Source organism: Acinetobacter sp. YH12100 (assembly GCF_013419135.1).
Classification (GTDB): domain Bacteria; phylum Pseudomonadota; class Gammaproteobacteria; order Pseudomonadales; family Moraxellaceae; genus Acinetobacter; species Acinetobacter pseudolwoffii.
On record NZ_VPAQ01000005.1, the window covers coordinates 24,992 to 50,653 of the forward strand.

Consider the following 25,662-nt stretch of genomic DNA (forward strand, 5'->3'; position numbering starts at 1 on the left):
TGGGTTCAATATAAATCAATTTATTGGATTATTTATGTCCGATTGGCCACCAAAACCTGAAAATCAAATACAAAATACGCAACAGCCAGTTCAACCGACTGGTCCGGAATGGAAATTGCTGGAAAAAGCGGTTTTAGCTTCGGTTGAAGAGCAGCGCCGTGCGCGCCGTTGGGGAATTTTCTTTAAATTCCTGACTTTTGCTTATCTGCTTGTGGTGATTTTGGCACTCGGCAAGAGCTGTAGTTCAGTTTCCTCAGATGCCAGCGCTGGCGCAGGTGCTCATATTGCCGTCGTCGATATTATTGGTACGATTGCTGCCGACAAGCAGAGTGTCAACAGTAGCAATACGATTAAATCGCTGAAAAAAGCTTTTGAAAATAAACAGAGTAAAGCCGTAGTGCTGAATGTCAACTCGCCGGGTGGTTCACCGGTACAGTCCGATGAAATCTGGCAAGAAATTCAGTATTTGAAAAAGCAGTATCCCGAGAAAAAACTCTATGCAGTGATCGGTGATACCGGTGCTTCAGGTGCTTATTATATCGCTTCTGCTGCGGATGAGATCATTGTCAATCCATCGAGTTTAGTCGGTTCGATTGGTGTGATCATGCCAAATTATGGCGTGAGTAATTTGCTGCAAAAGCTTGGTGTTGAAGATCGCACCATGACTTCAGGTGACAATAAAGCCTTGCTGTCGATGACTCAACCAGTCGATCCTGCACAAAAAGCCCATGTACAAGGTGTCTTGGATAATGTGCATAGTCACTTTATTAATGCGGTAAAACAGGGGCGTGGTAATAAACTGAAATCAACCGATCCTGCGATTTTCTCTGGTTTGTTCTGGACCGGTGATCAGGCGGTGAAACTAGGAATCGCAGATCGGATCGGAAGTTTAAATACCTTGAAGCGCGAACTGAAAACTGAAAGAGCCTTGAATTATACCATTGAATATAGTCCATTTGAGTCCGTATTGGGTCGCATGGGCTCATCGATTGGTGACGGAATTGCCACTTCAGTTGCGCAGAAACTTCAGTCAGAAAACAGTACGACATTGCAATGAAACCATTGATTCATTTCGCGCACGCCAATGGCGTGCCATCGAAAGTCTATCAAAAGCTGTTTGATGGACTGCAAGATGATTACGATATTATCTATGTGCCGCTCTTAGGGCCTGATAAACGTTATCCAGTGGATAATCATTGGAAAAGCCTGACTCAGCAAGTGATTGACAGTATTGTGCGTCAGTCAAAAGGTCGACCGGTGATTGGTTTGGGACATTCTCTAGGATCAGTATTAACTTTCCAGGCTACCTTGCAGCGTCCCGAACTGTTTTCGCAGATGATCATGCTGGACCCGCCGATGATTATGGGTAAAGAAGCCTTTGCCTTGCATCTTGCGAAAACTTTGCGCTTAAAAGCTTTGGACAGAATGTCTCCGGCAGGTCTGTCCAAGCGCCGTCGTGATCATTGGGATTCACGTGAACAGGCAGCAGCGTTGTTGCGTCCTAAAGGTTTTTATCAAGACTTTGATGCCGATTGCTTCCAGGCCTATATTGAGCATGCTTTGCAAGATGATCCGATTCGGGGCGGAGTAGAACTCACCATCCCTAAAAAGGATGAAGTGGCCGTGTTTAGAACCAATCCCTCACTGTGGTGGTTGCCTCAGGCGAAACCGAAAGTTCCGGTACATTTGGTCGTGGCTGAGCAAGGTCCATTTCTGGCCCGCAAGTTCCCGCAGCAGGTCGAAAAGAAATTTGGTATTCCTTTTACCGTGGTAGAGGGAGGACATATGTTTCCATTGGAACAACCCGATCAGGTAGCGGACTTGGTAAAGCAATTGATTCAGCAACAATCTGTTTGAATCATTAAAAAGAGAATATAAAAAACGCATCCGAGGATGCGTTTTTTATATTTAAATGATGTTAAAACTTGCAGAATTGAACAGGTTCTTGCATTTTCTCGTTTCGATATAGCACACCGTCTTCAGTGTATTGAATCGCACCGCTGCAAATCCATTCTACGACTTGAGGATAGATTACATGTTCAAGGCTATGCACACGCATTGCCAAACTGTCTACCGTATCGTGGTGAGAAACCTTGAGAACACCTTGAGCAAGCGCTTGGCCTGCGTCAAGTTCAGCCGTGACATAATGCACCGTACAGCCGTGCAGAACATCACCGGTATTGAGTACACGCTGATGGGTATGCATGCCTTTGTAATAAGGCAATAGAGAAGGGTGAATGTTCAACATTTTCCCTTCCCAGGCTTTTACAAATTTTTCACTTAAAATTCGCATAAAGCCGGCAAGTACCACCAGATCCGCATCCCAGTCCAGCAGTTGCTGATGCATCACATCATCAAACGCTTCTCGGTTTGGATATTGCCTGTGTTCAATAACTGCAGTGTGAATTCCTGCTTGTTGCGCACGCGTTAAAGCAAAGGCTTCAGGTTTATTGGAAATCACGCCGACAATTTGCCCTGAAAGATTGGCATCAATCAAGGCTTGTAGATTTGATCCGCTACCTGAAACAAGTACAGCAATTTTAATCATGCGAAATTATGCGAAGATCACACGAATTTTTTCGTCTGCACCTGCAACCGATTCAGCATTGTCTTGAATCTGACCCATTGTCCATGCTTTCTCACCAAGACCGTTGAGTAATTCAACAGTTTTGTCAGCTTCATTTGCATCAACCACAAGCACCATGCCGACGCCACAGTTAAAGGTACGATACATTTCAAACTGCTCTACACCGCCTTCACGTTGTAGAAGTTTGAATAGCTCAGGCCATTCCCAAGAAGATTCATTCACAAGTGCTTGAGCACCATTTGGAAGGACGCGAGGTAAGTTACCTGGCAAACCGCCACCGGTGATGTGTGCCATTGCGTGTACATCGACATGTTTAAGCAATTCAAGAATCGATTTGACATAAATACGGGTTGGTTCCATTGCAACATCTGCAAGTGGGCGACCATCAACGATTTGAGTTAAATCAACATTTTTCACGTCTAGAATTTTACGAAGCAGTGAGTAACCGTTTGAGTGTGCACCTGAAGAAGCAACACCAATTAAAACGTCACCGGCTTTGACTTTAGAGCCATCAATAATTTTGCTTTGCTCAACGACACCGACACAGAAACCTGCAAGATCGTAATCTTCGCCTTCATACATGCCTGGCATTTCAGCAGTTTCACCGCCGACCAGTGCACAGCCAGCAAGCTCACAACCAGTACCGATACCAGTGACAACATTTGCAGCAACATCCACATTCAAATGACCAGTTGCATAATAGTCGAGGAAGAACAGTGGTTCAGCACCACACACGAGAAGGTCGTTAACACACATTGCCACCAGGTCTTGACCAATTGTGTCATGACGGTTCAAATTCAATGCTAAACGTAATTTTGTACCCACACCATCTGTGCCAGATACGAGAACAGGTTCTTCATAACCTTTAGGAATTTTACAAAGTGCACCAAAGCCACCTAGACCGCCCATAACTTCGGGACGTGAGGTACGCTTAGCGACAGATTTGATACGATCGACTAACGCGTCGCCCGCTTCAATGTCGACACCTGCATCTTTGTAGCTTAAACCAGTATTTGGGGTAGAAGTTGAGTTGCTCATAATGAAGTCTCCGCATTCGCGGTGGCGATTATAACCTGAATATATAAAACTCTTATGGTATTTCTGATCTAAAATGCTATCTTTATTGAAATATTTTAATTTTTAGAATGATTAATAGAGAAAAGGCGAAACTTTATGGTAGATCGCACATTGCGTCGCGTGTTTATCCTAGCTGGGATAGCTTTATTGTTATGGACTTTATACTTATTAAAACCCGTTGTAATTCCATTTGTTGCAGCACTTTTAGTGGCTTATCTATTTAGCCCGCTGGTGGATAAATTGCATGATGTGGGTCTGCCGCGTTGGCTTTCTATTAGTATCGTTTTTATCGGAATCGGAATTGTACTGACCTTGGCCATCTGGTATTTAGTGCCACTGATCTGGCAACAGTTGATGTATGCACGTGACAATATACCCGCGATCATTGGATGGATTAATTCGACCTTTTTACCATGGTTGTCCAATACCTTTAATGTCGTTGAAATGGAAATTGATACCAATCAGATTTCTGATGTGGTCATGAATTATGTACAAACCAATTATAGCGCAGACAGTATTCAGGCATTCTTGTTACGCCTTGCTCAATCCGGAATTAATTTTCTCCAGATTGGCGGTACGATTGTCTTAATTCCCATCATTGCCTTCTATTTTCTGCTGGATTGGGATCGTATGCTGGGGAGTTTGCGCCGCCTGATTCCACGTCCTTATGAAAAAAGTACACTAAAAATTGTGGGCGAATGTCATAGCGTGCTGGGTGCTTTTGTTAAAGGGCAGTTTCTGGTCATGATCTTGCTGGGAATTGTCTATGCGGTGGGCTTGCAACTGATTGGTCTTGAGGTTGGATTGATTATTGGTATGGTGGCAGGTCTGGCCAGTATTATTCCTTATCTGGGCTTTGCAGTCGGTATTATCGCAGCGGTGATTGCGACCTTACTGCAATTTGGGATTGACTGGTGGCAACTGGTATTGGTCGGCATTGTGTTTATGGTCGGACAGGCAGTTGAAGGTTATATTCTGCAACCATTCTTGCTGGGCGATAAAATTGGTCTTTCTCCTGTTGCCGTAGTATTTGCCGTATTGGCAGGTGCACAGCTGGCAGGCTTCCTGGGAATGCTGATTGCATTACCGGTGGCAGCCGTCATTGTGGTACTACTGCGGCATGTACGCGAGTACTATGAACACACAACATTTTATGGCGATCGGGCCATTGTGATGCAAGATGCCTCTACTGGTTCAATCAATATCGAAACAGCAGACTTAGATGTTGATATTGAAATGAAAAAGCCAGAGAAAAAACCGCTGCAAGCAGAGGAGAACTCAAGTAAAATTCATGATCCCCATGGTAGAGACTCATAAGGCCAAAAAATCATATGCGTCAATTGCAGTTAGATATAGAACCTCAGCTCGATGCCCGAATCAGTGATTTTTCAGGGCCGGGTTGGGGGCATGTGATTGATGCAGTGCGTCAATTACATGCAGGCTTAATCAGCCGTTTTTATGTCTATGGTGGGGCGGGTACAGGAAAAAGTCATTTATTGTCTGCTATCTGTGACTCTTATCTTGAAGTAGGGAAATCTGCGATTCAGGTCTCTTTACTTGAGCTTCTAGATGCACCGACCGAGGCGATTACCTCGCTGGATCGTTTTGATCTGGTCGCACTCGATGATATTGAAGCGATTAGTGGTGTGCCGCATTGGCAGCGCGCGGTCTTTCATCTGATTAATTATAATAATGAAGGCGGCGGACAGCTGGTATTTTCTTCACGCTTTGCGCCGATTGAACTTAAGCTTGAGCTGCCAGATCTACAGTCACGCTTAACACAAGCGGTGAGTACCCGTGTGCCGAGTGGTAGCCTTTATGCTGATCGTTATGCGCTGGTTTCATCCGTACTAGATCGTCGGGGGATTCATTTAGATCCTCAAATTTTTGACTATTTACTGAGTCATGGGCCACATCAAACTTCGGTACTTCTTCAGAGATTAGAGCAAATTATTCAACTGCTTAAGGGAGAAAAACTGAAGGTCAGCAATGCCAATCTGCGACAGATTTATGCCTTGATTGACGAATATCGGTAAATCATAAAAATTCTTGAGTAATTGCTCAGTCTATGCCACAGTAAGGCAAAATAATTCACAGTTGCAAGGATTCTGCAACTTTAGAAGAAAAAGAAAGAAATAAAAATTAAGGAGAAGGTTATGCTCAAGAAGAGCATAGGCATGGCTTTGCTGTGTATGGCAGGGCAGGCGTATAGTGCAGATATTATTGTAACCACGACAGAAGATATTGAAAAAGATGACAAGGAATGTTCACTTCGAGAAGCCGTTGGATATATTAACCGGGGCTTAGCCAAAGAAGGTTTTATGGGATGTGGTGGAGAAAATTCATCCAGTACCATTATTTTAAAAGAAAAAAATACTTATGTGCTCAATAAGCATATAGCAATCAAAAAATCTCTAAGCATTCGGTCTGTAGCTGATAGCGATGAAGAATTCAGTACAACTGAAAAAACACTGGGTCTGCATAATGCCCATATTCAAATGCAAGGAACTGACAATCTATTTCGCCTTAACAGCACAGATACACTGGTTCAGCTTAACTTAAAAGAACTAGACCTCGAAGGCTGTGGCAAAGTCAGTTGTGCTGAACAAGGTGGTCTGATTCATAATAAAGGCCAAGTGGTGGTTGAATATAGCCGTTTATTTAATGGTGCAGCCAATTTGGGTGGGGCAATTTATAATACGGGTCAATTTGGTCAGAACTTTCTCAGTCGTGTTGAAATTAAAAATAGCCTGATTGAAAATAACAAAGCACAACGAGGTGGCATTTTATATAGCGAGTTGCCCGCTTTCCTTATCAGGCAAAGTGTCCTTAAAAATAACCAGACCTTAGATAACTCGGCGGCCAATATTTATAGCGCCGGGCAGTTTGCTGACACAGAGAATCTTCAAAACATTAGTGCCGAAGTATTAAGTAGTACCCTATTAAAAAATAAGGGTGTTCTCATCAATGTCATGGATGGCATGGGATTGAATAATCTGACCATCGTTGACAATACTGATACTGCTTTACGCATCTATGCCCCGGCTGGCAGGGCTTATGTGGCAAATAGTATTATTTTAAGAAATGGTGCACAGGACTGCCAAATTGAAACCGGCGATAAAACCCTGATTCAAAACAATCTGCTGACTGTGTCCTGCGGTACAGGGGATGCTGTTGCTCCAAATGAGCTTTGGAATGGTACACAAATCTTAGCCGAAGCTTCAAATAAGAGTGAAGGTGTTTGTCAAACCTTGAGTGAAAATAGCACAGCCATACTTTGTCCATACAGCGTTGCTAAAGGGCAATTTCTTGGTTATATGCGTCCACGTATTTTATTAAGTCATAATCAGGTCAGCGACTCATCTATTGTAAATAGAGGTACAGCGCTTAATCTTGCAGCCCCGACAGTGGCATGTGAAGCTGCTGACCAGCGTGGTATCAACCGTTTAATGGATAATCTGTTCTGTGACCGTGGTGCGATTGAAATCACTGTGCCAACCTCAGGGAGTCTGGTTGGACAAGACCTGTTAAAAGGTGAAATTGCCAAATTTTCAATTGAATCCTTTTTGGGTGATAGTGATTTAATTCCAAAAGAACAATGCAATGTCATAGTTGGTCAACAGCCGACAGGTGAGCCTTGGCAAGATGGATGTTTGAAAGTTGTGCAAACTAAAACAGAGTCCAAAGGTAAAACACGTATCGATATTCATGGCAATGTGGTGTATACCCCAGATTCGACTTGGCATGGGGCAGATATCTTCGAGCTGCAAGTGGTAACCACATCCACGCGATTTAATAAAAGTAAACCTTATCTGACCATTACCACTCAAATCGTGCAGGAGCCAAAAAATGAAATGGAAGACAAATCAGTCAAAACTTCAGGTGGCGCATGGGGCTTTGGTGGGCTACTGATTTTAATTGGGTTAATGGGTTTGCGCCGTGAATTAAAAGATTAAGGAAAAATCATGAAAAATTATAAAAAAGGACTGCTTGCGGCCATGATTTTATCTGCCATGAGTTTGATGGCAGCCGAAGATAAAACCATCTATGTCACCACTTTGGTGGATGAAGACGGAGAGAACAGTAATGCCTGCTCTTTACGAGAAGCGATTAAAACTGCAAAACTAGATAAATCCTATGGTGGATGTAACGTCGGCCGTACGCTTCGGCTGGATGGTTCAGCCCCAGACGTGATTCAGCTTGAAGCGGGTGAATACAAATTAGACAGCGAACTTGTCATTGAGTCCGCGCTCAAAATTTATGGAAAAACGCCCTTTAGTTATACCAGTCGTAGTCCGATTACGAATTTATACCCAACCCGTGATGCTTTAAAAACCACGATTTCAGGTCAGGGAAAAACCCGTCTCTTTAACAGTATGGCCAGTCAATCCAGTCTGGAAGTCTATCATCTCATCTTAAAAGATGGTTATGCGGCAAAAAATACACAGGATAAGGGCAATGGCGGTACCTTTTATGTGGCGGGCCCCTTAAGCATTAATAGCAGTGAAATCGTAAATTCCCGGGCAGAGGCAGAAGGGGGGGCTATTTATACGGTGGCGATGAATACCGAAAGGAGTGTGATCATCCAGGATTCGCTGCTTCACCAAAATAAGGCAAGTTCATATGGTAGTGTGCTGGCTATGGATTGCCAGGGGAATTTAGGGACGACTCAAACCAATGTAAAAGTTAGTTCTAGTAGTATTGTTAAAAATGGGTCAGAAAATACGGCCAGCATTCTTGATTTTTGTGGTTATGCAACCGTAGAGTTGAATAATTCTACCATTGCCAAAAATACTGCGAGTCAGACAGGACATATTTTGCGTATGACCAATCAAGCTAATCGCCCTCTCAGTGCCTTTTCCAGTTTAACTGCCTTAAGTAATACTATTGTTGAGAATGCAGCTCAATCTACTTTATTTTATGACAAAACAGGTTCTAAATATTTCTATTTTAATGTTTTAGTATTTAATCAGGGCTTATCTTGTGAATATGCCTTAAATCAGGGGAATCCGACTAAGGAGCAAAGCGTCGTATTTACTACTGTTAAAAATGCCATACAAACCACTGGACTATCACGTTGTGTATTGCCAGAGTTAGATGCGGATGAAACTTCAAACAATCTTGACGTTTCTGACAGCACGATAAACAACTTATTAACAGCCTATATTGAGCCTGCAATTGATAACCGTTTTCTAGGCATGTATTACCCACGTGATAATGGAACAGCTACAGATTTGGTAGATGTGGGGGTAAGTGGCTGTGCTGAACAGGATCAACGTGGCATTGATCGGGTGGTGGGATCTACTCTTACCTTAAATCCAGATGCAAAAAATAGCTGTGAAATCGGTTCAATCGAAATCCGACGTCTGACCGCAGCAGATATCACAGATCTGAAAAATAGCAGCTTGGTCGATTTGAATAATTTTTATCAGGACAATATAACTGACATAAAAAGTATTATTACAAATAAGAATACGCCAGCAGAGGAAATACCTGGTTTAAAGGAAGAGTTAAAAGAATACGAAGATTTACTTAAATATACCAAGCAATATCAGCAATACCGTGCAATTTATGTCAATCCCTTTGTGCTGGCCATGCCTCAGGAAACCTTGATGGGCAATACGGTTCAAACCAAAGTCTTGAATGCACAAAATTATGATATTAGTGTTAAGTCTTTAGGAGTAGGTGAGTTAATTGGTACCGGTAGTTCGACCAGTGTGAAGGGTGATCCGAATGACCCCAATCTTAAGTGTGAATGGAAGCCTGATCTCAACCGGATCATGATGTATCGTACCGATGGGAAAATGACCAAGGCAACAGATATGGAATTCTGTAGCTATACTCTCAGCTATACTCTCAAAGATAAGGCCACGGGGATCAGCAGTGCTGGAATTTTAAAAGCAGCTTTTAACAATATTGCACCGATTGCCAAGAGTGATGAATATTGGATTAGCCCAGAGAATAATCTGACAGTGACTGTGAATCCACTTGAAAATGATAGTGATGATGGTGATGGGCCTCTACCTTCAGGAAAGTCGGCTTTTTATCAGGATAAAGAGGGGAAAGAGATTCCAATTCGTATTGTGAAGATTCCTGCCGGAGTTTCTCTTAATGCAGAGCGACAAGGCCCTTGTCCTGATACTTATCAGCGCGAGACCTGCTATGGTGGAAAACTGACATTTAGTGTGAGAAATAACTTAAGCCAGGCAGATTACAGCATGCAGTATACGATTTTTGATGCAGATGAAAAAATGTCTGAAACAGCAACGATCCTGCTACGAAATACGGTAAAAAATACCAATACGTCATCAAGTGGCGGTGGCTCATTCGGAATTTGGGGACTATTCGGATTATTTGGGCTGGTCGCTTATCGCCGTCTAAGAAAATAAAACCTAATTGGAAAATTCAAAAGCCTCCATTTGGAAGAATGCTGATCAGTTAAGGAGTTTAGCAATAGACGCTTTAACTTTTTAGTGGTTCACGATGGAGTCTTAAGGTTTTAAATCAAATATTTGTCATATCATTTGTGACTTTGGTTTTGCTCAAATGAGAAGCGGAGTTTCACAAGGAAGGCATCTTGCGGAGCAATACACCTCATGCATCCAACAGTTGCGGATGACTTTTCCACCTGGCAAATATGATCATGAATTTAAAAAAGAAAATGCCAGTCAATTGTTTAACTGACTGGCATTATCTATTTGGAGGCTTTTTATATGGGTCGCTTAATGTGAGCTAGAGGGTGGTTGAGTCGTTTGCTGGTATTTGAGAATGTACTCTTCCCGAATGGCAAGTCGTTCTTCAGGTTTGGCATTTTGCATGCGTAAGCCAAGTTCTCGACGTTCCTGACTGCTCATCATTTGCCAAGTCTCACGCATTCTTTGTTTTTCAACCTCAGGAAGCTGGGTAAACCAGTCCATACGCTGCTGTAAGCTGACGCTCTGCTGTTCTGGAATTTCCTTGAGGGACTGATAGCGTTTAATAAGTGCCAACTGTTCGGAATCAGAAAGACTATCCCAGGTATCGGAAACCTGAGTATTTGCATCTTTAGAAAAGATCCAAAAACGTTCAAATCCTGCAAAACTGGTTTGCAGAAAACTGAATGCACAAAAAGCAATTGCCAATCTTTTAGCTGCCATGTGGAACTTTGTCCTCACCTAGAACCATTAGCATTTCTAAATCTTCAAGCATTTGTGGGGACAGTTTCGGTACTGACACCATTTGGGTTTGCGGCTCATTGTGGCTAGAAATATTGGGTAATACTACAACACCTGCAATTGCTGCTGCCAAGGCAAAACCTGACATTTTTAAAAATGCAAAACGTGAATGTTTAGAATCCTGAATTTCTTCAAGAACATGGTGCATGACAACAGGTTTGTGTTTATGTTGTTGTGCCAGTCCATCGAGTTTGGAAGTTACTTGTTTTAAGAAATCATCTTGATTCATTCGGATGACCCTCCCAGATATGGATTTAAATGTGCCAAAGAGGTACGTAAGCCTTGAATAGCACGGTGATAATGAGTTTTTACACTGCCTTCTGAGCAGTCCATAATTTGTGCGGTGGTATGCGTATCAAATCCTTCCCAAGCTCTCAGCATAAATGCCTGCTGCTGACGTACAGGTAGTTTGGCAATGGCTTCCTGGATTTCTTCAGCTGTCACTGCCTGATCCAGAAAGTCCAAAGGCGTCGGTGTAGCTTCGTCCACGATATCCTCAAGTTCAATTTCGTCATCATCCAGACTGACTTTCTTAAAAAATGAAAACATCTGACCACGCCGTGCTTCTTTACGACGCCAATCCTGTAATTTGTTGTTCAGAATTGTATAAAATAGGGGATACCATTCTTCAGTACTTTTTTCCGCATAGGATTTATGTAAGGAAATGAAAGCTTCCTGAACCAGATCCATGGCAATACCATGATGACCTTGAGTTGCACTTTCCATCATCACCAAGGCGCGTCCAGTCACATCTTGCATAAAATTCTTCAGACGTGCTTCAGCCGTACTCTTCAGAATACTTACATCGTGTGATTGCAACTGTTTTGGTGCTAAATCCATAGAGATGGAAAATCCTGTCATTGGACACCCACCATGATTCCCAAGTTCATAATCATATAACGTTGGGAATTATGGTTTGGTTGACAATTAAGTTTATTATTTTTGTAGTGTAATCTATTTTATAAACGGGCAGGGCCGAATTAAAACACTGTAACCTAAATCCCTAATTAGATACGTTGACGTACCATTTCAAAGAAACAGATCGATCCTGCAATCGCAACATTTAAGGATTCCTGACCACCCGGCTGCGGAATACTGACAGCTTCTGCGTGTTGCATTGCATAATCAGAAACGCCTTGACCTTCATTGCCCAAGATCCATACGCAAGGTTTACCTAAATCTTTTGAGTACAGACTTTCGGCACGATGTGAGCTGGTGACGTATACAGGAATTCGAAATTGCTCAAGAATTTGTTCAAGTGCAATATTTTCAAAAGTTTGCAGCGTGAAGTGCGCACCCATACCGGCACGTAATACTCGTGGTGACCAGAGTGAGGCAGAACCTTTGGTGCAGACAATCTGTTCAATACCGGCTGCTGCTGCAGAGCGAAGCAGGGTACCGACATTACCCGGATCCTGTACATTTTCCAGAATTAAAGTGTCGGCTTTAAAATCCAGTGCATAATTTGCTGTCGGTAAAGTGACCACAGCTAAACAGGCTAAAGACGTTCCTAAGGTACTTAAATCTTTGTATAAAGATTCGCTTAAAACAAAGACCATCCCTGTGTATTTTGCGAGAATTTTTTCGAAATCAGGATGCGAAAGTGCATGTTCAGTGGTAAAAATCGAATCAATTTTACGGTTTTCATGCAGCCAGGCGAGAGACAGATGCGTGCCTTCCAGCACAGTTTGCCCCTGTTTTTTGCGATAGGTATTTTGTTCAATCAAACCACGTAAGTGTTTAATTTTTGGATTGTCTTTTGAATCAAGAAAAAAAGTTGGCATGGGAGATATAATCCACGGTAGCCGATTCCATATCGGCTACCGCTATAAAAAATTAGTTATGATAGCTGGTCACAAGATCAACTTCGTTTTTAGAACCGATAATCACTGGCACACGTTGATGTAGATCGGTTGGTTCGATCTCCAGAATACGGACACGGCCTGTGGTGGATGCGCCGCCAGCCTGCTCCATGAGCATACTCATTGGGTTGGCTTCATACATTAAACGCAGACGACCAGCTTTAGCCGGATCTTTAAAGTCGTATGGATACATGAAGATACCGCTACGACAAAGAATACGGTGAATATCGCCCACCATACAGGCAACCCAGCGCATATTGAAATCTTTTTCACGAGGACCGGTTTTGCCTGCTAACAATTCATCGATATAACGTTGTACTGGTGCTTCCCAGTGGCGTTGATTCGAGGCATTGATCGCATATTCTTTGGTATCTGCAGCGACTTGAATCGCTTCAGAAGTTAGCAGGAATTCTTGAGTTTCCGGGTCAAAGGTAAAGAACACTACGCCTGCACCGACAGTCAATGCCATCATGGTCGATGGACCATACAGTACATAACCTGCAGCCACTTGATTGACACCGGCTTGCATAAAGTCTTCGGCCTGAGTCACGGCATTTTTCGCAGGAAGAATCGAGAAAATCGTACCCACACACATATTGATGTCGATATTACTTGAACCATCGAGTGGATCGAACAAGACCAGAAATTGACCATTTTCTTGTGCAGGGGTGAATTCATCCAGTTCTTCTGAGGCCAAACCACCGACATTCGGGTGTTGCTGTAAAGCATCAATCAGATAATCATTGGAAATGACATCCAGTTTCTTTTGCTCTTCGCCTTGAACATTTTCATGCTGTGCACTTCCCAATACACCCGCTAAAGCACCTTTTTGCAGCAACAGATCGATGTCCTTGCAAGTGTTTGCAATCGTTTCAATAACTTGTGCAAGTTCAGGTGTGAGATTCCCGCTTTGTTGCTGTAAAAACTGGGATAAGGTGCAGTATGACATAAGGGAAAACTCCAAGACTTAAATCGGGAAAAAATGATCAAAACGATATGCGGCTATATTTTAGATGAGAACGTACTAAAAGAAAAATTAAACTGGATTATTTGTATCGATTTTGCCCTTGCAACTCCTGTGGAAAGTGCTATGTTGAAGGCAAGGGAAAATTGAGAATAGGAGCACAGATATGACAACATTAAAGTTTGATGCGACTCCAACGCCAAGTGAAGGCATTACTTTAGATGATATCTCTGAAGACAAGATGAAAGAAGCCTGGCGGGATTATGAAGCAAAACCAGAGTACAAACAATTCAATAAACACGACCTGATTGAATCGATGCAAGCAGTTGAACCAGGCCAGACCGTAGAATAAACAGATTTGTTCATTCAACCCAATAAAAAGCACTCAATCATGAGTGCTTTTTATTTGATACGCCAGCATTGAAAGTTATTTTAACAATGGTGGTACCGCTTCATAATTAATTTCAACACGGCGGTTTTCTTTCCAGGCATTTTCATCATGACCTGGATTGATTGGCATTTCCTTACCATAGCTGACGGCTTCTAATTGAGCAGCATTTACACCAGTAGTCACCAGGAAGCTTTCAACAGCTTTGGCACGACGCTCACCAAGCGCCATGTTGTATTCACGGGTACCACGTTCATCGGTGTGACCGGTGAGTGCGACACGTGAATTGGCATTGGCCATCAGGAACTGTGCATGTGCTTGTAGGGTACGAAGATCTTCATTGCTGAGTTCAGTACTGTCATAGTCAAAATGTACGACACGTTTTGCCAAGAAAGCCTTGTTTTCCGCAGTGACACCCTTTGCCGATGCACCCGCCATGTTTTGTGCATTTAATGCAGCATCTTCACTCAGACCTTGCGTATCCACTGTGGTTGAGCTGGTTGTATCTAAACCGCCGGTTTGAACTTCAGCGGCAGGCTTACGACTCGCACAACCTGTCATGACGACAGCTGCTGCTAAAAGTGGTAAGGCAAATAATTTTACTTTGTTCATCTTCATCTCCATGAAGTTTGATTATGGGGTAAAAGGTTTATACAGATACCAATGTTATTTTGGTGCCCAAGCCGGTTCACGGACTTCGCCCGTTTCACTTGGCAAGTTCATACGGAAACGACCATCTAGTGACATGATCGACAGAAGTCCGCGCGCGCCTTCACGTGTGGCATACACCACCATCTGGCCATTTGGCGAGAAACTTGGTGATTCGTCTAGAGTTGTTGGTGTCAGAATATTATTTACACCAGAGTTCATGTCTTGAACGGCAACCCGATAGTTACTGCCGCTTGGACGATGAACCAATGCAAGTTTCTTGCCATCTGCGCTCAGCGTACCACGTGCATTAAATGCACCACGGAAGGTCAGACGTTTATTGCTACTTGAAGCGAGATCATGGCGATAAATCTGTGGAGATCCACCACGATCAGAAGTAAAGATAAAGGATTTTCCATCTGGAGCATAACGTGCTTCGGTATCGATCGCACTGTCATTGGTCATACGTTGTAATTGACGTGTTTCCAGATTCATCTGGTAGATTTCCGGATTGCCATGCATGGATGCAGTAAACAGCATGCTCTTGCCATCTGGAGAGAAACTTGGCGCGCCATTTAAGCCACGGAAACTGGCCAGTTTTTCGCGTTGTCCTGTAGCCAGATCCTGTACATAAATTGCCGGACGTTTGGTTTCAAACGAGACATAAGCAATTTTTTTAGCATCCGGTGTCCAGGCTGGAGAAAGAATCGGATCACGCGAAGTCAAAATGGTTTTTGGCTGTTCGCCATCGGTATCGGCAATTTGCAAGGTATAACGTTGTTCTGGTGTTGCTGGATTACGCAGTACATAAGCAATACGTCCAGTAAAATCACCTGGAATGCCAGTTAATGCCTGATAGATGGCATCACTGATCATATGCGCTGCCTGACGGGTACGTGAGGCTGGAACAGTTAGTAATTCATTTAATAGATATTGTTTTTTTTCGATATCGTATAACTGATACTGGATTTCAAAAGAACCATCCGCTGTGGTTTTTGATGAACCGGTCACGACATAGGGAACGCCAGCGGATGCCCAAGCTTCTGCATTCGGGTTATTTAATGTGGCAGTCGCAGGCAGGTTTTTTGAAGCACTGGTAAATCTGCCTGAACGATTCAAGTCATTTTCAACAATAGGATAGATGCTCTGATCCTGACTGAATGGCACAATGGCGATTTTAGGTGCTGCCTCAGGTGCCTTGGTAATTTCCAGATGCAACTGGGCATAGGACTGAGTTGCCAATACAGGACTTAAAGCGCCAATGATTGCGAGGCAGAGTAGGTGTTTGCGAGTCTTTTCCATCATTCGTTATTTACTCAAATCAACGGATTTATTGTATAGGTAGCTTGGGCTACATCATCGCATGGATTTAATAGAATAAAACCAGGATTTTATGACCAAACTGTTATGACACTGTGAAAAATGAATATTATTTAATCATATTAAAGTGAAGTTTAGCTGAAAAAATCAAAGCCATCACCTCAATAATGTGTGATGGCTTGGTTTTTATTGTGCGGTAAAGGTTGATGTAAAACTTCGTGCTTCTCGGCGTGCATCTGGATCTGAAGGCATCGGATAAGGCGCAGCAGCCCGCACCGCAGCTTCGACACTGGCTTTCATGTCTGCATCACTTGAGTTCACGATGACAGAAACCACACCGCCATTGTCATTCAAGGTCACACGAGCAGTAGCGCGCTGACCTGACGATCCCACTGGGGTATCCCAAGCACGTTTAATTTTATTGGTAAAATCGCGTTTTGCAGTAGACGCAATCCGTTTTGATTCCGCTTTTTTCTGAGCAGCTTCTTCAGCAGCCTGTTTGGCTGCTGAAGCCTTGGCATCTGCCTCTGCTTTGGCTTTTGCATCGGCATCTGCCTTACGTTTTGCATCCGCGTCTGCTTTTGCCTTTGCAGCAGCATCGTTTTTGGCTTTTGCATCGGCATCCGCCTTACGTTTTGCATCCGCCTCAGCTTTTGCTTTAGCTGTCGCCTCTGCTTTGGCCTTTGCTGCAGCATCGTTTTTGGCTTTTGCATCGGCATCCGCCTTACGTTTTGCATCCGCCTCAGCTTTTGCTTTAGCTGTCGCCTCTGCTTTGGCTTTTGCATCCGCATCAGCTTTACGTTTCGCCTCCGCATCTGCCTTACGTTTTGCATCCGCGTCAGTTTTTGCTTTAGCTGCCGCCTCAGCTTTCGCCTTTGCAGCAGCATCTGCCTTGGCTTTCGCAGCGGCATCGGCTTTTTGTTTGGCGGCCAAATCCGCTTTTTTCTGAGCATCTAATTTGGCTTTCTGTGCAGCGTCCGCTTTACGCTGTGCATCGATTTCAGCCTTACGAGCAGCTTCGGCATCTGCCTTGGATTTTTGTGCTGCCTCCGCTTTTGCTCTGGCTGCTGCCTGTTTCGCCTGTTCGGCAGCTTCGGCACGTTTCGCTGCTTCAGCAGCTTGTTGTACAGCCTTGGCTTGCGCTACCTCTTTGAGTTCCTGCTGGGCTTTTTGTGTATCCACTTTCGGTGCAGGCGGAGCAGCAGGTGTGGCAGGCGCCGCTGTCGGAATGACTGGCGCAGGCTCAGGACTAGGTTCAGCTGTTTGAGTAATTTCTTCTGCGACATTTTCATGTGCAGTTTCCTCAAACGGCGTTTCTTCTCGGGTGACCGGTTTGAGGTCCTCAGGTTTGATCAGGATCGTTTTAATCTGCTTCGGCGGTTCAGGTGGTTTACTCATGCCAAGATAAAGTAAACCCACCAAAGCCACGGCATGGATTCCTAAGGTGAATCCAATCGCGATGGCTTTTTTCTGAAATGGTGGCTTTTTATAATCTTTCATACATTATTCTAATGGCTGGGTCAGTAAACCGACCTGAGATAAACCGGCATCCTGCAGGCTGGACATCAAGGCCATGACATCGCCATAAGGACGGGTATTGTGGCCATTGATCACGACATTCAGCACTTTATTGTCATTTTGTGCCTGTGTTTGCGCTTCAACAAGGGCAGCAGTCAATTCATCCAGCGTGACTGGGCCAGTGGCCTGATTTTTATGTTCTAAATAATATGAACCATCTTCTTTCAGGGTGACAATGGTCGGTGCATCTTTAGATTCAATCGGTAGCCCATTGGCCTGAGGTAGGTCGACCTTGATGCCACTGGTGATCATGGGTGCAGTGACCATAAAGATCACCAGAAGCACCAGCATCACATCAATATAAGGTACGACATTCATGTCACTTTTCAGTGGCTTTTTAATACGCTGAAAGCGTCCTGAACCTTGAATCGCCATTAGTCTTTGTCCTGAGTTATGCCCACGGACTGACGTTGTAGCAGTGCCACCATTTCTTCGGCAAACAGGGCACGATCAGAGTAAACGGTTTCACCTTTGGCCGTGAAATGGTTAAAGGCCAACACCGCTGGAATAGCTGCGAACAGGCCAATGGCAGTTGCAATCAGGGCTTCAGCAATACCAGGTGCAACCGTCGCCAGCGTCACCTGATCGACATCTGCCAGGCCAATAAAAGCGTTCATGATGCCCCAGACGGTACCGAACAGACCAACATAAGGTGCAACCGAACCAATACTGGCCAAAGCACCGAGTCCTTGCTCCAGATGACCTTGATCACGGCTCAGGCCGACACGCAGAATACGCTCTGTTCCTTCAATGGACTGGGCAGTCGGTGCATGGCGTTTTTTCAGTTTCAGGAACTCACCCAGACCCTGATAGAAAATATCTTCAAGGCCAGTGCGTTTAGAGTTGAGCTGGGCATTGTTATACAGGGTATTCAGTTCAGCGCCAGACCAGAAGATTTTCTGGAAATGTTCATCATCGGCCTGGGCTTTTTTATAACTCATATAGAGTCTGGCAATCAGATACCAGCTATATATTGAGGCTAACAGAAGAGAAAGCATCACCAGTTGTACGACAGGGCTTGCTTGTAAAATAAGATCTGAAACTTGAAGAGATGATTCTAACTGAGTCGCCATAGTTGTTACGTGTGCCAATAAATTTTTTAGTCTTGTTCCAATTCTTTTTGAATTAGTTCGCGTATTTCATCCGGGAGTCGACGTGGTCGCATCTCTGCACTGATACATGCCAACTCAACCTCACCCGATGCAAGCATGATTTCACCACGATAAATATTTTGTTGCAATACAAATGATGAAGCTTTACATGAAATCACACGTGCAGTAACAGTAATTAAATCATCCATCAGGATGGGGCGCATATATTTGACATTAATTTTGTGTACCACAAAATTATATTCTGCCTGTTGCCAGTAATGACTGACTCCGGCAGCACGCAGCCATTCGGTACGGGTACGTTCCATATAGCGAATGTGGTTAGCATGGTAGACAATACCACCTAGATCAGTATCTTCAATATATACGCGGATATTGAATTCAAAATGATTCGCCATAGTTTTGTTCCATGCAGATGTTCGAAATTTTTGCTTGTTTTTTGGAGAGAGGAAAATCCTTGAATTTGCCGGATTCCTGTCCAAAGTCAAGCAATTTAGCGGGACAAAGTTTAGCATTTTGAGTTTTGAGACCAATGGCACAAGATGTCAAATCTGGCTAGAAATAGTCAAGAGGAAGCGCAGAGCACCTGATAGCTCATTTATAAAACAGTAGAAGATGATGAAATGCGCGAGCTCATCAACTCGCGCATTTTTATAGCAGGCAATTAACCTTTATTGTTCTGTTTCCAGTTGGCCTGAACCTGTTCAGCCACTTTTGGATAATCCAGAATAAAGCGCACATGACTTTCGACACCGGTTTTTAAGGTTGCATCATCGACAATGAAATTCGGGTTGTGGTTCGGTGCGGCTTTTGCCGGATCCTGATCTGCTGGTGTGGCACCAACAAACACGAAGAGCGATGGCATGAGCTGGCCATAGTAAGCAAAGTCTTCACTGGCGCTGGCATTGTTGTCTAAAACATGCAATTTATCTTCACCATGCACGCTCGCTAATGTCGGGCGCATCAATTCAGTCAAGGTTTTATCATTGGTGGTCACTGGTGCATAAGGTGCAATTTCGACTTTCACCTTGACGTCATTGGCTGCGGCATTGTGTTCCAGCATTTTTGGCAAGTCTTTTAAAATGCCTTGACGCACATCTTCACTATTGGAGCGAATAGTTCCGACCATATTGACCTGATCTGGAATGACGTTACCGGTGGTGCCGCCCTGAATGCTGCCAATACTCACCACGCCCATTCCTTTGGTCAGGTCGGCTTTACGGCTGATCAGGCTTTGTAAATTGGTGACCATCTGGGCAGAGGCATAAATCGGATCTTTACCTGCCCAAGGCATGGAGCCATGAACCTGACTGCCATTCACCTGAATACGTAAATGATCGGCACTATTTAAAATCGCACCATCTTTGTAGAAGATATTGCCACTTGGCATACCTGCCATTACATGCATCCCGAAAATGACTTCAGGTTTTGGATTTTTTAAGGCACCGTCGGCAATCATTTTACGTGAGCCAATCTGATCGCCATGAGTGAAGTTATCAATATCTGCACCACCTTCTTCGGCTGGCTGGAACACAAATACCACCGTTCCTGCAATTTTATCTTTGTTGGCGGCCAGAACTTTGGCTGCACCCAGTAACATGGCGGTATGCGCATCATGACCACAGGCATGCATCACATAAGATTCTTTGCCCTGATAAATGGCTTTTTGTTTGCTGGCGAATGATACCGGTGCAGTTTCCTTAATTGGTAATGCATCCATATCTGCACGCAATGCCATGACCGGGCCGGGTTTACCACCTTTTAGTACACCGATCACACCAGTTTTGGCATAGCCTTTACGTACTTCGATACCATAGGATTTTAATTCTTTTTGGACCAGCTCCGAGGTTTTGAATTCCATGTTGCCCAGTTCAGGATGCTGGTGGATATGCTGGCGTAATTTGATGGTGTGTGCTTCAGCAGCTTGTACAGAATCATCAATCCAGTCGGCCAGACTGAACTGGCTACAGAAAAGAAGAGGGAGACAAAGGGATATCTGCTTATACATATTCATACTTCGGGAGAACCTTAAGAATTTGAAATGGTTAAAGGGATTCTTTAGGATGGCATATTGATTTAAATTTGACCAAAACTCTCTAAGTATTATGATAATACCTTTAAGGTATATTGCTTGTTAGACCTTGTTCTAAAAGAGCTTTATGAATGCTTTTACATTGTAAAATTATGTACCCTTATTTATTTTCTATATGTTAAAGGTATCAAAATTATCAATAAGACAAAATAAAAACAAATATCAAAAATAGATCAGGACAAGATTCCGCGACAATCATTAACGCAACCTTTGGGCGAAAATGATGAGTTCTAGATTACTCCAGGTTTAGATGAAGACCTTGATGAAGCCATGCGTAAGTCTACGCGTGAAGCAATCCGTTTTTTGGTCAATGAATACGGAATTTCAGAAGAAATTGCTTATACATACTTAAGTGTTGCAACGGATTTTGAAGTATCGCAAGTGGTAGATAAAACCAAAGGTATTCACGCGATGATTCGTAAAGCGGACTTTTAGGAGTTTAAGAAAAAAGAGAAGTAATTTTTTTATTTAGTTTTTTGTTTTGTGCTTTTGCCAACTGATTTAGACATGTCAGTTGGCTTTTTCTTTTGTAATGGTTTGAAAATTTTTAGAATATCAATAATAAAAATTTATTGAAATGAAATGGGGAAATTGTGGCAGAGCAGAATAATAATGCAGTGATGATTTCAATTGCCATGGACAGTGCCACAGCAGCCTTTTGATCAAACGGCAAGTGTTGTAGAGAATCCAAATAGAAAGATGGAGCTTGATCTCAATCATTCGACAGATACGACAGCAATTTCATCATTTACTTTATCTGTCATTATTGCGCTTATTTTAGGTAGTTTCGCAACTTGGCTTGCTTATTGGTATGGATGTAAGAGTTTTCAACTCACAGAACTATCTTTTAAAGTAGTAAGTGAAGATATTAAAGAAGCAGCAGAATCTCATAGAAATATGACTAAACAACTTATAGAAAGTCAAGAAAATTTAAAAAGAGTTGAATTACAAGAAGAATTTTATAGAGGTTGGAAACTTAAGTTAATAGACGATCTTGCTGTATTGAAACCATTAGTGCATAAATACATTACATTGTTAGGCTCTGTAGCTTTAGTACTAAATGATGTGAAAGACTGGTTCAAAAATAATGAATACGAAGATATGCGTTCAGGATTAAAGAGTTTAGAAGATGATATATTCCCTTTAATAGCTCGTATTAGTACTCATTTAAAAATGTTCGTAGAGGAAGATCATGAATTAGTATCTGAATGGGACGAATTTGAGCGTTATCTCACTCAGCTACAAATCATGTGTATTACCGCGGTAATTGATAAAGAAGGTATTGCTGATAGTTTCAAAGCTCTAAACATTGTAGTAGATTCTCTTATTCAAAATTTGAAATCTATATTCAATAAAAAAGCAGCCTAAGCTGCTTTTTGAATCACTTTTCTTTTGGCTCAGGTGGTGTCAATCCAAACTGTAAATAGGCCATATTGGTGGCAATACGGCCACGTGCAGTACGCATCACATAACCTTGCTGAATCAAATATGGTTCAATCACATCTTCCAGCGTACCAGAATCTTCTGCCATGGCAGCAGCCAACGCTTCAACACCAGCAGGGCCACCATCAAAACGTTCTAATAACATCGATAGATAACGGCGGTCTAAAGTATCTAAACCATCTTTATCGACTTTGAGCATGTCCAAAGCACGTTGCGCCATATCCTGATTAATTTCACCAGTGCCTTTGACCTGAGCATAGTCACGTACACGACGCAATAAGCGGTTGGCAATACGCGGTGTACCCCGTGAGCGACGGGCAATTTCTTTTGCGCCATCACCGGTCATGGGTACATCCATCAGGTTGGCTGAACGTTTGACAATGTGGGTCAAATCTTCAACTGAATAAAATTCTAAACGCTGTACGATGCCGAAACGGTCACGCAAAGGAGAGGTAAGCAGACCTGCACGTGTGGTTGCTGCAACCAGGGTAAAGGGTGGCAAATCCAGTTTGATTGATCGTGCAGCAGGCCCTTCGCCAATCATGATGTCGAGCTGGTAGTCTTCCATCGCTGGATAGAGAATTTCTTCAATCACCGGTGAAAGACGGTGGATCTCATCAATGAACAGGACATCACCTTCTTCCAGATTGGTCAGCATGGCGGCCAAATCACCGGCACGTTCTAGCACCGGACCTGAAGTCGACTTAAGATTACCGCCCATTTCGCGGGCAATAATATTCGCCAGCGTGGTTTTACCCAGGCCGGGCGGGCCAAAAATCAATGTATGATCCAGTGCTTCTTCACGACCACGCGCTGCGCCAATAAAGATTTCCATTTGCTCTCGAACCACCGGCTGACCAATATAGTCATCGAGTGAGGTTGGACGGATGGCACGATCAAAATGATCTTCTGGTTTTTCAGAACCACTGATGAGACGGTCTTGCATATCTTTTGAGTTAATCTCTATGGTTTATTTGAGGTGAATAAAGTCATAGCCTCAAAATGCTTTAACAATTCGTATGCCATTGTGCAGGCATGCTCTTACTTTTGACAGGGCAAAAGTAACAAAACCCTTTGCAGAAATAATGGCACATCCTATGCCATATTTCTGCGGCAGTATCCATGCTGCCTTCTCATCTTCATTTTGCAGCGAATATTTAAATCAGTATTAACGATTCATCGACTTTAATGCAGCGCGGATAATGTCGCTGGCTTCAGTGTAATCTGCTTTAACCGCATTAATCAGTTTTTGTGCTTCAGCAGGTTTATAACCCAAAGACTGTAATGCAGCTTCTGCTTCAGCCACGGCTGAATTGCCCATAAACTGAATCTGTGGTGCAGTTGAATTGCTTGGCGCAGCACCTGAAGCCATGGCTTTAAAACGGTCACGTAATTCAATCATTAAACGTTCAGCGGTTTTTTTGCCGACACCGGGAACTTTGACCAAGGTATTCACATCTTCATTTTCAACAGTATGAATCAGCATTTCCACACTTAAAGTTGAAAGAATACCCAAGGCCATTTTGGGGCCAACGCCGTTGACTTTGAGTAAGGTGCGGAAAATGGTTTTTTCCTGCGCATTGATAAAGCCATACAGCAACTGTGCATCTTCACGCACGGCCAGATGGGTCCAGAGTGTGACTTGTTGTCCTTTTTGCAGCTGGCAGAAAGTCGTCAGCGGCGTATCAATTTCATAACCGACGCCATTTACATTTAACAGTACGGTCGGTGCTTCTAAAGCCAGTACTTCACCAATCAGACATCCAATCATCTTTTATCATCACTAAATTCAGTTTTGCTGCATAGTAGTCAGCATTTTCCGGAAAGGCAAAATCTGCCGCTGTAAAATAGATGATTTTATTACAATCATCCTCCTATACAGCAGAATATTTTATAACAATCCGGCTTTATTGCCTTGTAATTCCTGCGACAGGTTATAAGCCTGATGATCAGAAAATTTCGAAACAATATCCAGCACCTGCATGATATTGTCATAATGGCTGGCGCTAAAATTCGCCCCTGAACGTTGCAGAATCGACATCAAGCGCTGTTCTTTAAAACTCAGGTTTTTATGCGGCGTTGTTAAGGGAATAAAGGCATCCAGAATATTTTGCAAACATTGATGCGCGATAATTTCCAGTCCTGCTTTTTGCGGATGCTCAAAAATTTTATCCCGTGCCAGTTCTTTGGCGCGATTAATCCCGATTTCAATGTCCGCAGTACAATATTGCAATAAAGTACCTTGTAACTGACCCGATAAAATCTGGTCATGATGACGGGCAAAAGCCGTTGTCACTTCATCGACCAGACGTTTCATGACCCGACCACGCAAGGCGGCGATTTTTTGCTGCCAGGTGGTATTGCTCATGGCGATTTCAGAAGGAATACCATAATCACCGAGCAGATTTAAAAAGACCGGCTCAACTTCGTCATAACTGAGCATATTCAGGCTAATACCATCTTCAAGGTCAATCAGGGCATAACAGATATCATCAGCCGCTTCGAGCAGATAGGTCAGTGGATGACGGCAGTAATGATATTCAGCTAACTGAATCAGTCCGAGTTGTTCTGCAATCTGCTTTAAAATCTCTTTCTCGGCCTGATAGCAGCCAAACTTGGCCCGATTGCTGGCAGGTAAATCGACTTGAGATGCCATGGTTTTTGACAGCCACGGATATTTTAAATAAGCCCCTAACGTGGCATAAGTCAAACGCATGCCGCCATCATTGGGATGGTAATCGATTTTGGTCAACAGGCGTAGACCTTGGGCATTGCCTTCAAACTGACGTACATCGGCTTCTTGTTCAGGACTGAGATCTTTTAAAAAATCGGTATGCGATGCATCGTCGAACCATTCTCGAATGGCATATTCACCGGCATGGCCAAAAGGGGGATTACCAATATCATGTGCCAGACAGGCAGCCTGAATAATGGCACCGACATCGGCCGGGGAAATCCAGGGCGGTAACTGATCTTTTATTTTCTCTGCGGCCAGCATCCCGAGTGAACGCCCAATACAGGACACTTCAAGTGAATGTGTGAGTCGTGTATGAATACCATCGTGCTGGGTTAAAGGGTGAACCTGAGTTTTACGGTTCAGCTGGCGGAAACTTTGTGAAAAAATAATACGGTCATAATCTTTGTGGAACGGGCTACGTGCCAGTTCAGTACTTTGCTTTTTACTACCAATCCGAACTGTCGAAAGCAGCTCTAACCAACGCATTTGAGTCATTTATCATTATTCAATTCTTTGCTAAGTGCATCATGCCAAAAAAGTAGCAACAGCACTAGAGTGCTGCGACATGAATTGTCGGAACAAACAAAACTCTGTGGAAATTTCAGCTGAACAATCGCTATAAAAAAACAGGTCATATTGACCT

General features: G+C 43.3%; 25 protein-coding genes and 1 pseudogene. 9 read left to right on the plus strand and 17 right to left on the minus strand.

All coding sequences use genetic code 11. The features are described 5' to 3' along the window. Positions 1–34 precede the first annotated feature (34 nt). Both sppA and FTU40_RS04910 read left to right on the plus strand, forming a co-directional pair. The gene (gene sppA / locus FTU40_RS04905; RefSeq protein WP_005097629.1) at positions 35–1,057 is read left to right on the plus strand and encodes a signal peptide peptidase SppA; all 1,023 of its coding nucleotides are present in this window, start codon (positions 35–37) and stop codon (positions 1,055–1,057) included. Further along, complete coding sequence (locus FTU40_RS04910) at positions 1,054–1,857, plus strand: alpha/beta fold hydrolase (protein WP_005170030.1); 804 nt, start codon at positions 1,054–1,056, stop codon at positions 1,855–1,857. The genes sppA and FTU40_RS04910 overlap by 4 nt, the downstream gene beginning before the upstream one ends. Positions 1,858–1,918: 61 nt before the next feature. Here FTU40_RS04910 and purN read toward each other — a convergent pair whose 3' ends face one another. Together purN and purM are read right to left on the minus strand one after the other, a co-directional pair. Beyond that, positions 1,919–2,548, minus strand: coding sequence for a phosphoribosylglycinamide formyltransferase (purN, locus tag FTU40_RS04915; protein ID WP_180040030.1), 630 nt, complete (start codon positions 2,546–2,548; stop codon positions 1,919–1,921). A gap of 6 nt (positions 2,549–2,554) precedes the next feature. After that, entirely contained in the window at positions 2,555–3,625 is a 1,071-nt protein-coding gene (gene purM, locus FTU40_RS04920) for a phosphoribosylformylglycinamidine cyclo-ligase (protein ID WP_100357838.1), read from the minus strand. A gap of 135 nt (positions 3,626–3,760) precedes the next feature. Between purM and cxpE the strand changes: the two genes are divergently transcribed. From cxpE to FTU40_RS04940, 4 genes are all read left to right on the plus strand, one after another. Continuing rightward, on the plus strand, positions 3,761–4,981 hold the full coding sequence (cxpE, locus tag FTU40_RS04925) for a chloramphenicol efflux transporter CxpE (RefSeq protein ID WP_005097625.1): 1,221 nt from the start codon (positions 3,761–3,763) through the stop codon (positions 4,979–4,981). A gap of 14 nt (positions 4,982–4,995) precedes the next feature. After that, positions 4,996–5,700 (plus strand): DnaA regulatory inactivator Hda, encoded by a 705-nt coding sequence (gene hda, locus FTU40_RS04930; protein ID WP_005097624.1) that lies wholly within the window; start codon positions 4,996–4,998, stop codon positions 5,698–5,700. Between the two features lie 120 nt (positions 5,701–5,820). After that, positions 5,821–7,620, plus strand: a complete 1,800-nt coding sequence (gene rbtA, locus FTU40_RS04935; RefSeq protein WP_180040032.1) for a rhombotarget A — start codon at positions 5,821–5,823, stop codon at positions 7,618–7,620. 9 nt (positions 7,621–7,629) lie between these two features. Next, positions 7,630–10,053, plus strand: a complete 2,424-nt coding sequence (locus FTU40_RS04940) for a CSLREA domain-containing protein (RefSeq protein WP_180040034.1) — start codon at positions 7,630–7,632, stop codon at positions 10,051–10,053. Positions 10,054–10,386: 333 nt separating this feature from the next. On the opposite strand, the gene FTU40_RS04945 is transcribed toward FTU40_RS04940, so the two are convergent. The 5 genes from FTU40_RS04945 to FTU40_RS04965 all read right to left on the minus strand — a co-directional run bounded on the left by FTU40_RS04945 (position 10,387) and on the right by FTU40_RS04965 (position 13,689). Next, on the minus strand, positions 10,387–10,800 hold the full coding sequence (locus FTU40_RS04945; protein WP_005097618.1) for a DUF3106 domain-containing protein: 414 nt from the start codon (positions 10,798–10,800) through the stop codon (positions 10,387–10,389). After that, positions 10,790–11,107, minus strand: a complete 318-nt coding sequence (locus FTU40_RS04950; protein WP_005097616.1) for a hypothetical protein — start codon at positions 11,105–11,107, stop codon at positions 10,790–10,792. Before FTU40_RS04950 ends, FTU40_RS04945 begins: the two co-directional genes overlap by 11 nt. Continuing rightward, positions 11,104–11,718 (minus strand): RNA polymerase sigma factor, encoded by a 615-nt coding sequence (locus FTU40_RS04955; protein WP_005097615.1) that lies wholly within the window; start codon positions 11,716–11,718, stop codon positions 11,104–11,106. Before FTU40_RS04955 ends, FTU40_RS04950 begins: the two co-directional genes overlap by 4 nt. 167 nt (positions 11,719–11,885) lie before the next feature. Beyond that, entirely contained in the window at positions 11,886–12,662 is a 777-nt protein-coding gene (locus FTU40_RS04960; protein ID WP_180040036.1) for an RNA methyltransferase, read from the minus strand. A gap of 52 nt (positions 12,663–12,714) precedes the next feature. Then, complete coding sequence (locus FTU40_RS04965; RefSeq protein ID WP_180040038.1) at positions 12,715–13,689, minus strand: class 1 fructose-bisphosphatase; 975 nt, start codon at positions 13,687–13,689, stop codon at positions 12,715–12,717. Positions 13,690–13,870: 181 nt separating this feature from the next. Between FTU40_RS04965 and FTU40_RS04970 the strand changes: the two genes are divergently transcribed. Then, positions 13,871–14,056: an NF038105 family protein gene (locus FTU40_RS04970; protein ID WP_005097610.1), complete on the plus strand. Its 186-nt coding sequence runs from the start codon at positions 13,871–13,873 to the stop codon at positions 14,054–14,056. A gap of 75 nt (positions 14,057–14,131) precedes the next feature. Here FTU40_RS04970 and pal read toward each other — a convergent pair whose 3' ends face one another. The 7 genes from pal to FTU40_RS05005 all read right to left on the minus strand — a co-directional run bounded on the left by pal (position 14,132) and on the right by FTU40_RS05005 (position 20,755). After that, positions 14,132–14,704: a peptidoglycan-associated lipoprotein Pal gene (pal, locus tag FTU40_RS04975; protein ID WP_005097609.1), complete on the minus strand. Its 573-nt coding sequence runs from the start codon at positions 14,702–14,704 to the stop codon at positions 14,132–14,134. Between the two features lie 54 nt (positions 14,705–14,758). Further along, positions 14,759–16,042: a Tol-Pal system beta propeller repeat protein TolB gene (gene tolB / locus FTU40_RS04980; protein ID WP_171255748.1), complete on the minus strand. Its 1,284-nt coding sequence runs from the start codon at positions 16,040–16,042 to the stop codon at positions 14,759–14,761. Positions 16,043–16,246: 204 nt separating this feature from the next. After that, a complete protein-coding gene (tolA, locus tag FTU40_RS04985; protein WP_180040039.1) occupies positions 16,247–17,560 on the minus strand; it encodes a cell envelope integrity protein TolA in 1,314 nt (437 codons plus the stop codon). 3 nt (positions 17,561–17,563) lie between these two features. Continuing rightward, on the minus strand, positions 17,564–18,013 hold the full coding sequence (gene tolR, locus FTU40_RS04990) for a protein TolR (RefSeq protein ID WP_005170046.1): 450 nt from the start codon (positions 18,011–18,013) through the stop codon (positions 17,564–17,566). After that, positions 18,013–18,711 (minus strand): protein TolQ, encoded by a 699-nt coding sequence (gene tolQ / locus FTU40_RS04995; protein WP_004279111.1) that lies wholly within the window; start codon positions 18,709–18,711, stop codon positions 18,013–18,015. The genes tolR and tolQ overlap by 1 nt, the downstream gene beginning before the upstream one ends. A 26-nt stretch (positions 18,712–18,737) precedes the next feature. Then, positions 18,738–19,145 (minus strand): tol-pal system-associated acyl-CoA thioesterase, encoded by a 408-nt coding sequence (gene ybgC / locus FTU40_RS05000; protein ID WP_004731733.1) that lies wholly within the window; start codon positions 19,143–19,145, stop codon positions 18,738–18,740. 266 nt (positions 19,146–19,411) lie between these two features. Next, positions 19,412–20,755 (minus strand): amidohydrolase, encoded by a 1,344-nt coding sequence (locus FTU40_RS05005; protein WP_180040107.1) that lies wholly within the window; start codon positions 20,753–20,755, stop codon positions 19,412–19,414. A 249-nt stretch (positions 20,756–21,004) separates the two neighbouring features. Here FTU40_RS05005 and FTU40_RS05010 point away from each other — a divergent pair. Both FTU40_RS05010 and FTU40_RS05015 read left to right on the plus strand, forming a co-directional pair. Continuing rightward, positions 21,005–21,274 (plus strand): annotated as a pseudogene (locus tag FTU40_RS05010) (acetamidase); the annotation flags it as partial. A gap of 195 nt (positions 21,275–21,469) precedes the next feature. Next, positions 21,470–22,207 carry a hypothetical protein gene (locus tag FTU40_RS05015; RefSeq protein WP_257223519.1) on the plus strand — a complete coding sequence of 246 codons (738 nt, stop codon included), beginning with the start codon at positions 21,470–21,472 and terminating at the stop codon, positions 22,205–22,207. 13 nt (positions 22,208–22,220) lie between these two features. On the opposite strand, the gene ruvB is transcribed toward FTU40_RS05015, so the two are convergent. The 3 genes from ruvB to FTU40_RS05030 all read right to left on the minus strand — a co-directional run bounded on the left by ruvB (position 22,221) and on the right by FTU40_RS05030 (position 25,514). Further along, positions 22,221–23,228 (minus strand): Holliday junction branch migration DNA helicase RuvB, encoded by a 1,008-nt coding sequence (ruvB, locus tag FTU40_RS05020; RefSeq protein WP_005097600.1) that lies wholly within the window; start codon positions 23,226–23,228, stop codon positions 22,221–22,223. Between the two features lie 222 nt (positions 23,229–23,450). After that, the gene (gene ruvA, locus FTU40_RS05025) at positions 23,451–24,053 is read right to left on the minus strand and encodes a Holliday junction branch migration protein RuvA (RefSeq protein ID WP_005097599.1); all 603 of its coding nucleotides are present in this window, start codon (positions 24,051–24,053) and stop codon (positions 23,451–23,453) included. 120 nt (positions 24,054–24,173) lie between these two features. Next, the gene (locus FTU40_RS05030) at positions 24,174–25,514 is read right to left on the minus strand and encodes a deoxyguanosinetriphosphate triphosphohydrolase (RefSeq protein ID WP_005097598.1); all 1,341 of its coding nucleotides are present in this window, start codon (positions 25,512–25,514) and stop codon (positions 24,174–24,176) included. Between the last annotated feature and the right edge of the window lie 148 nt (positions 25,515–25,662).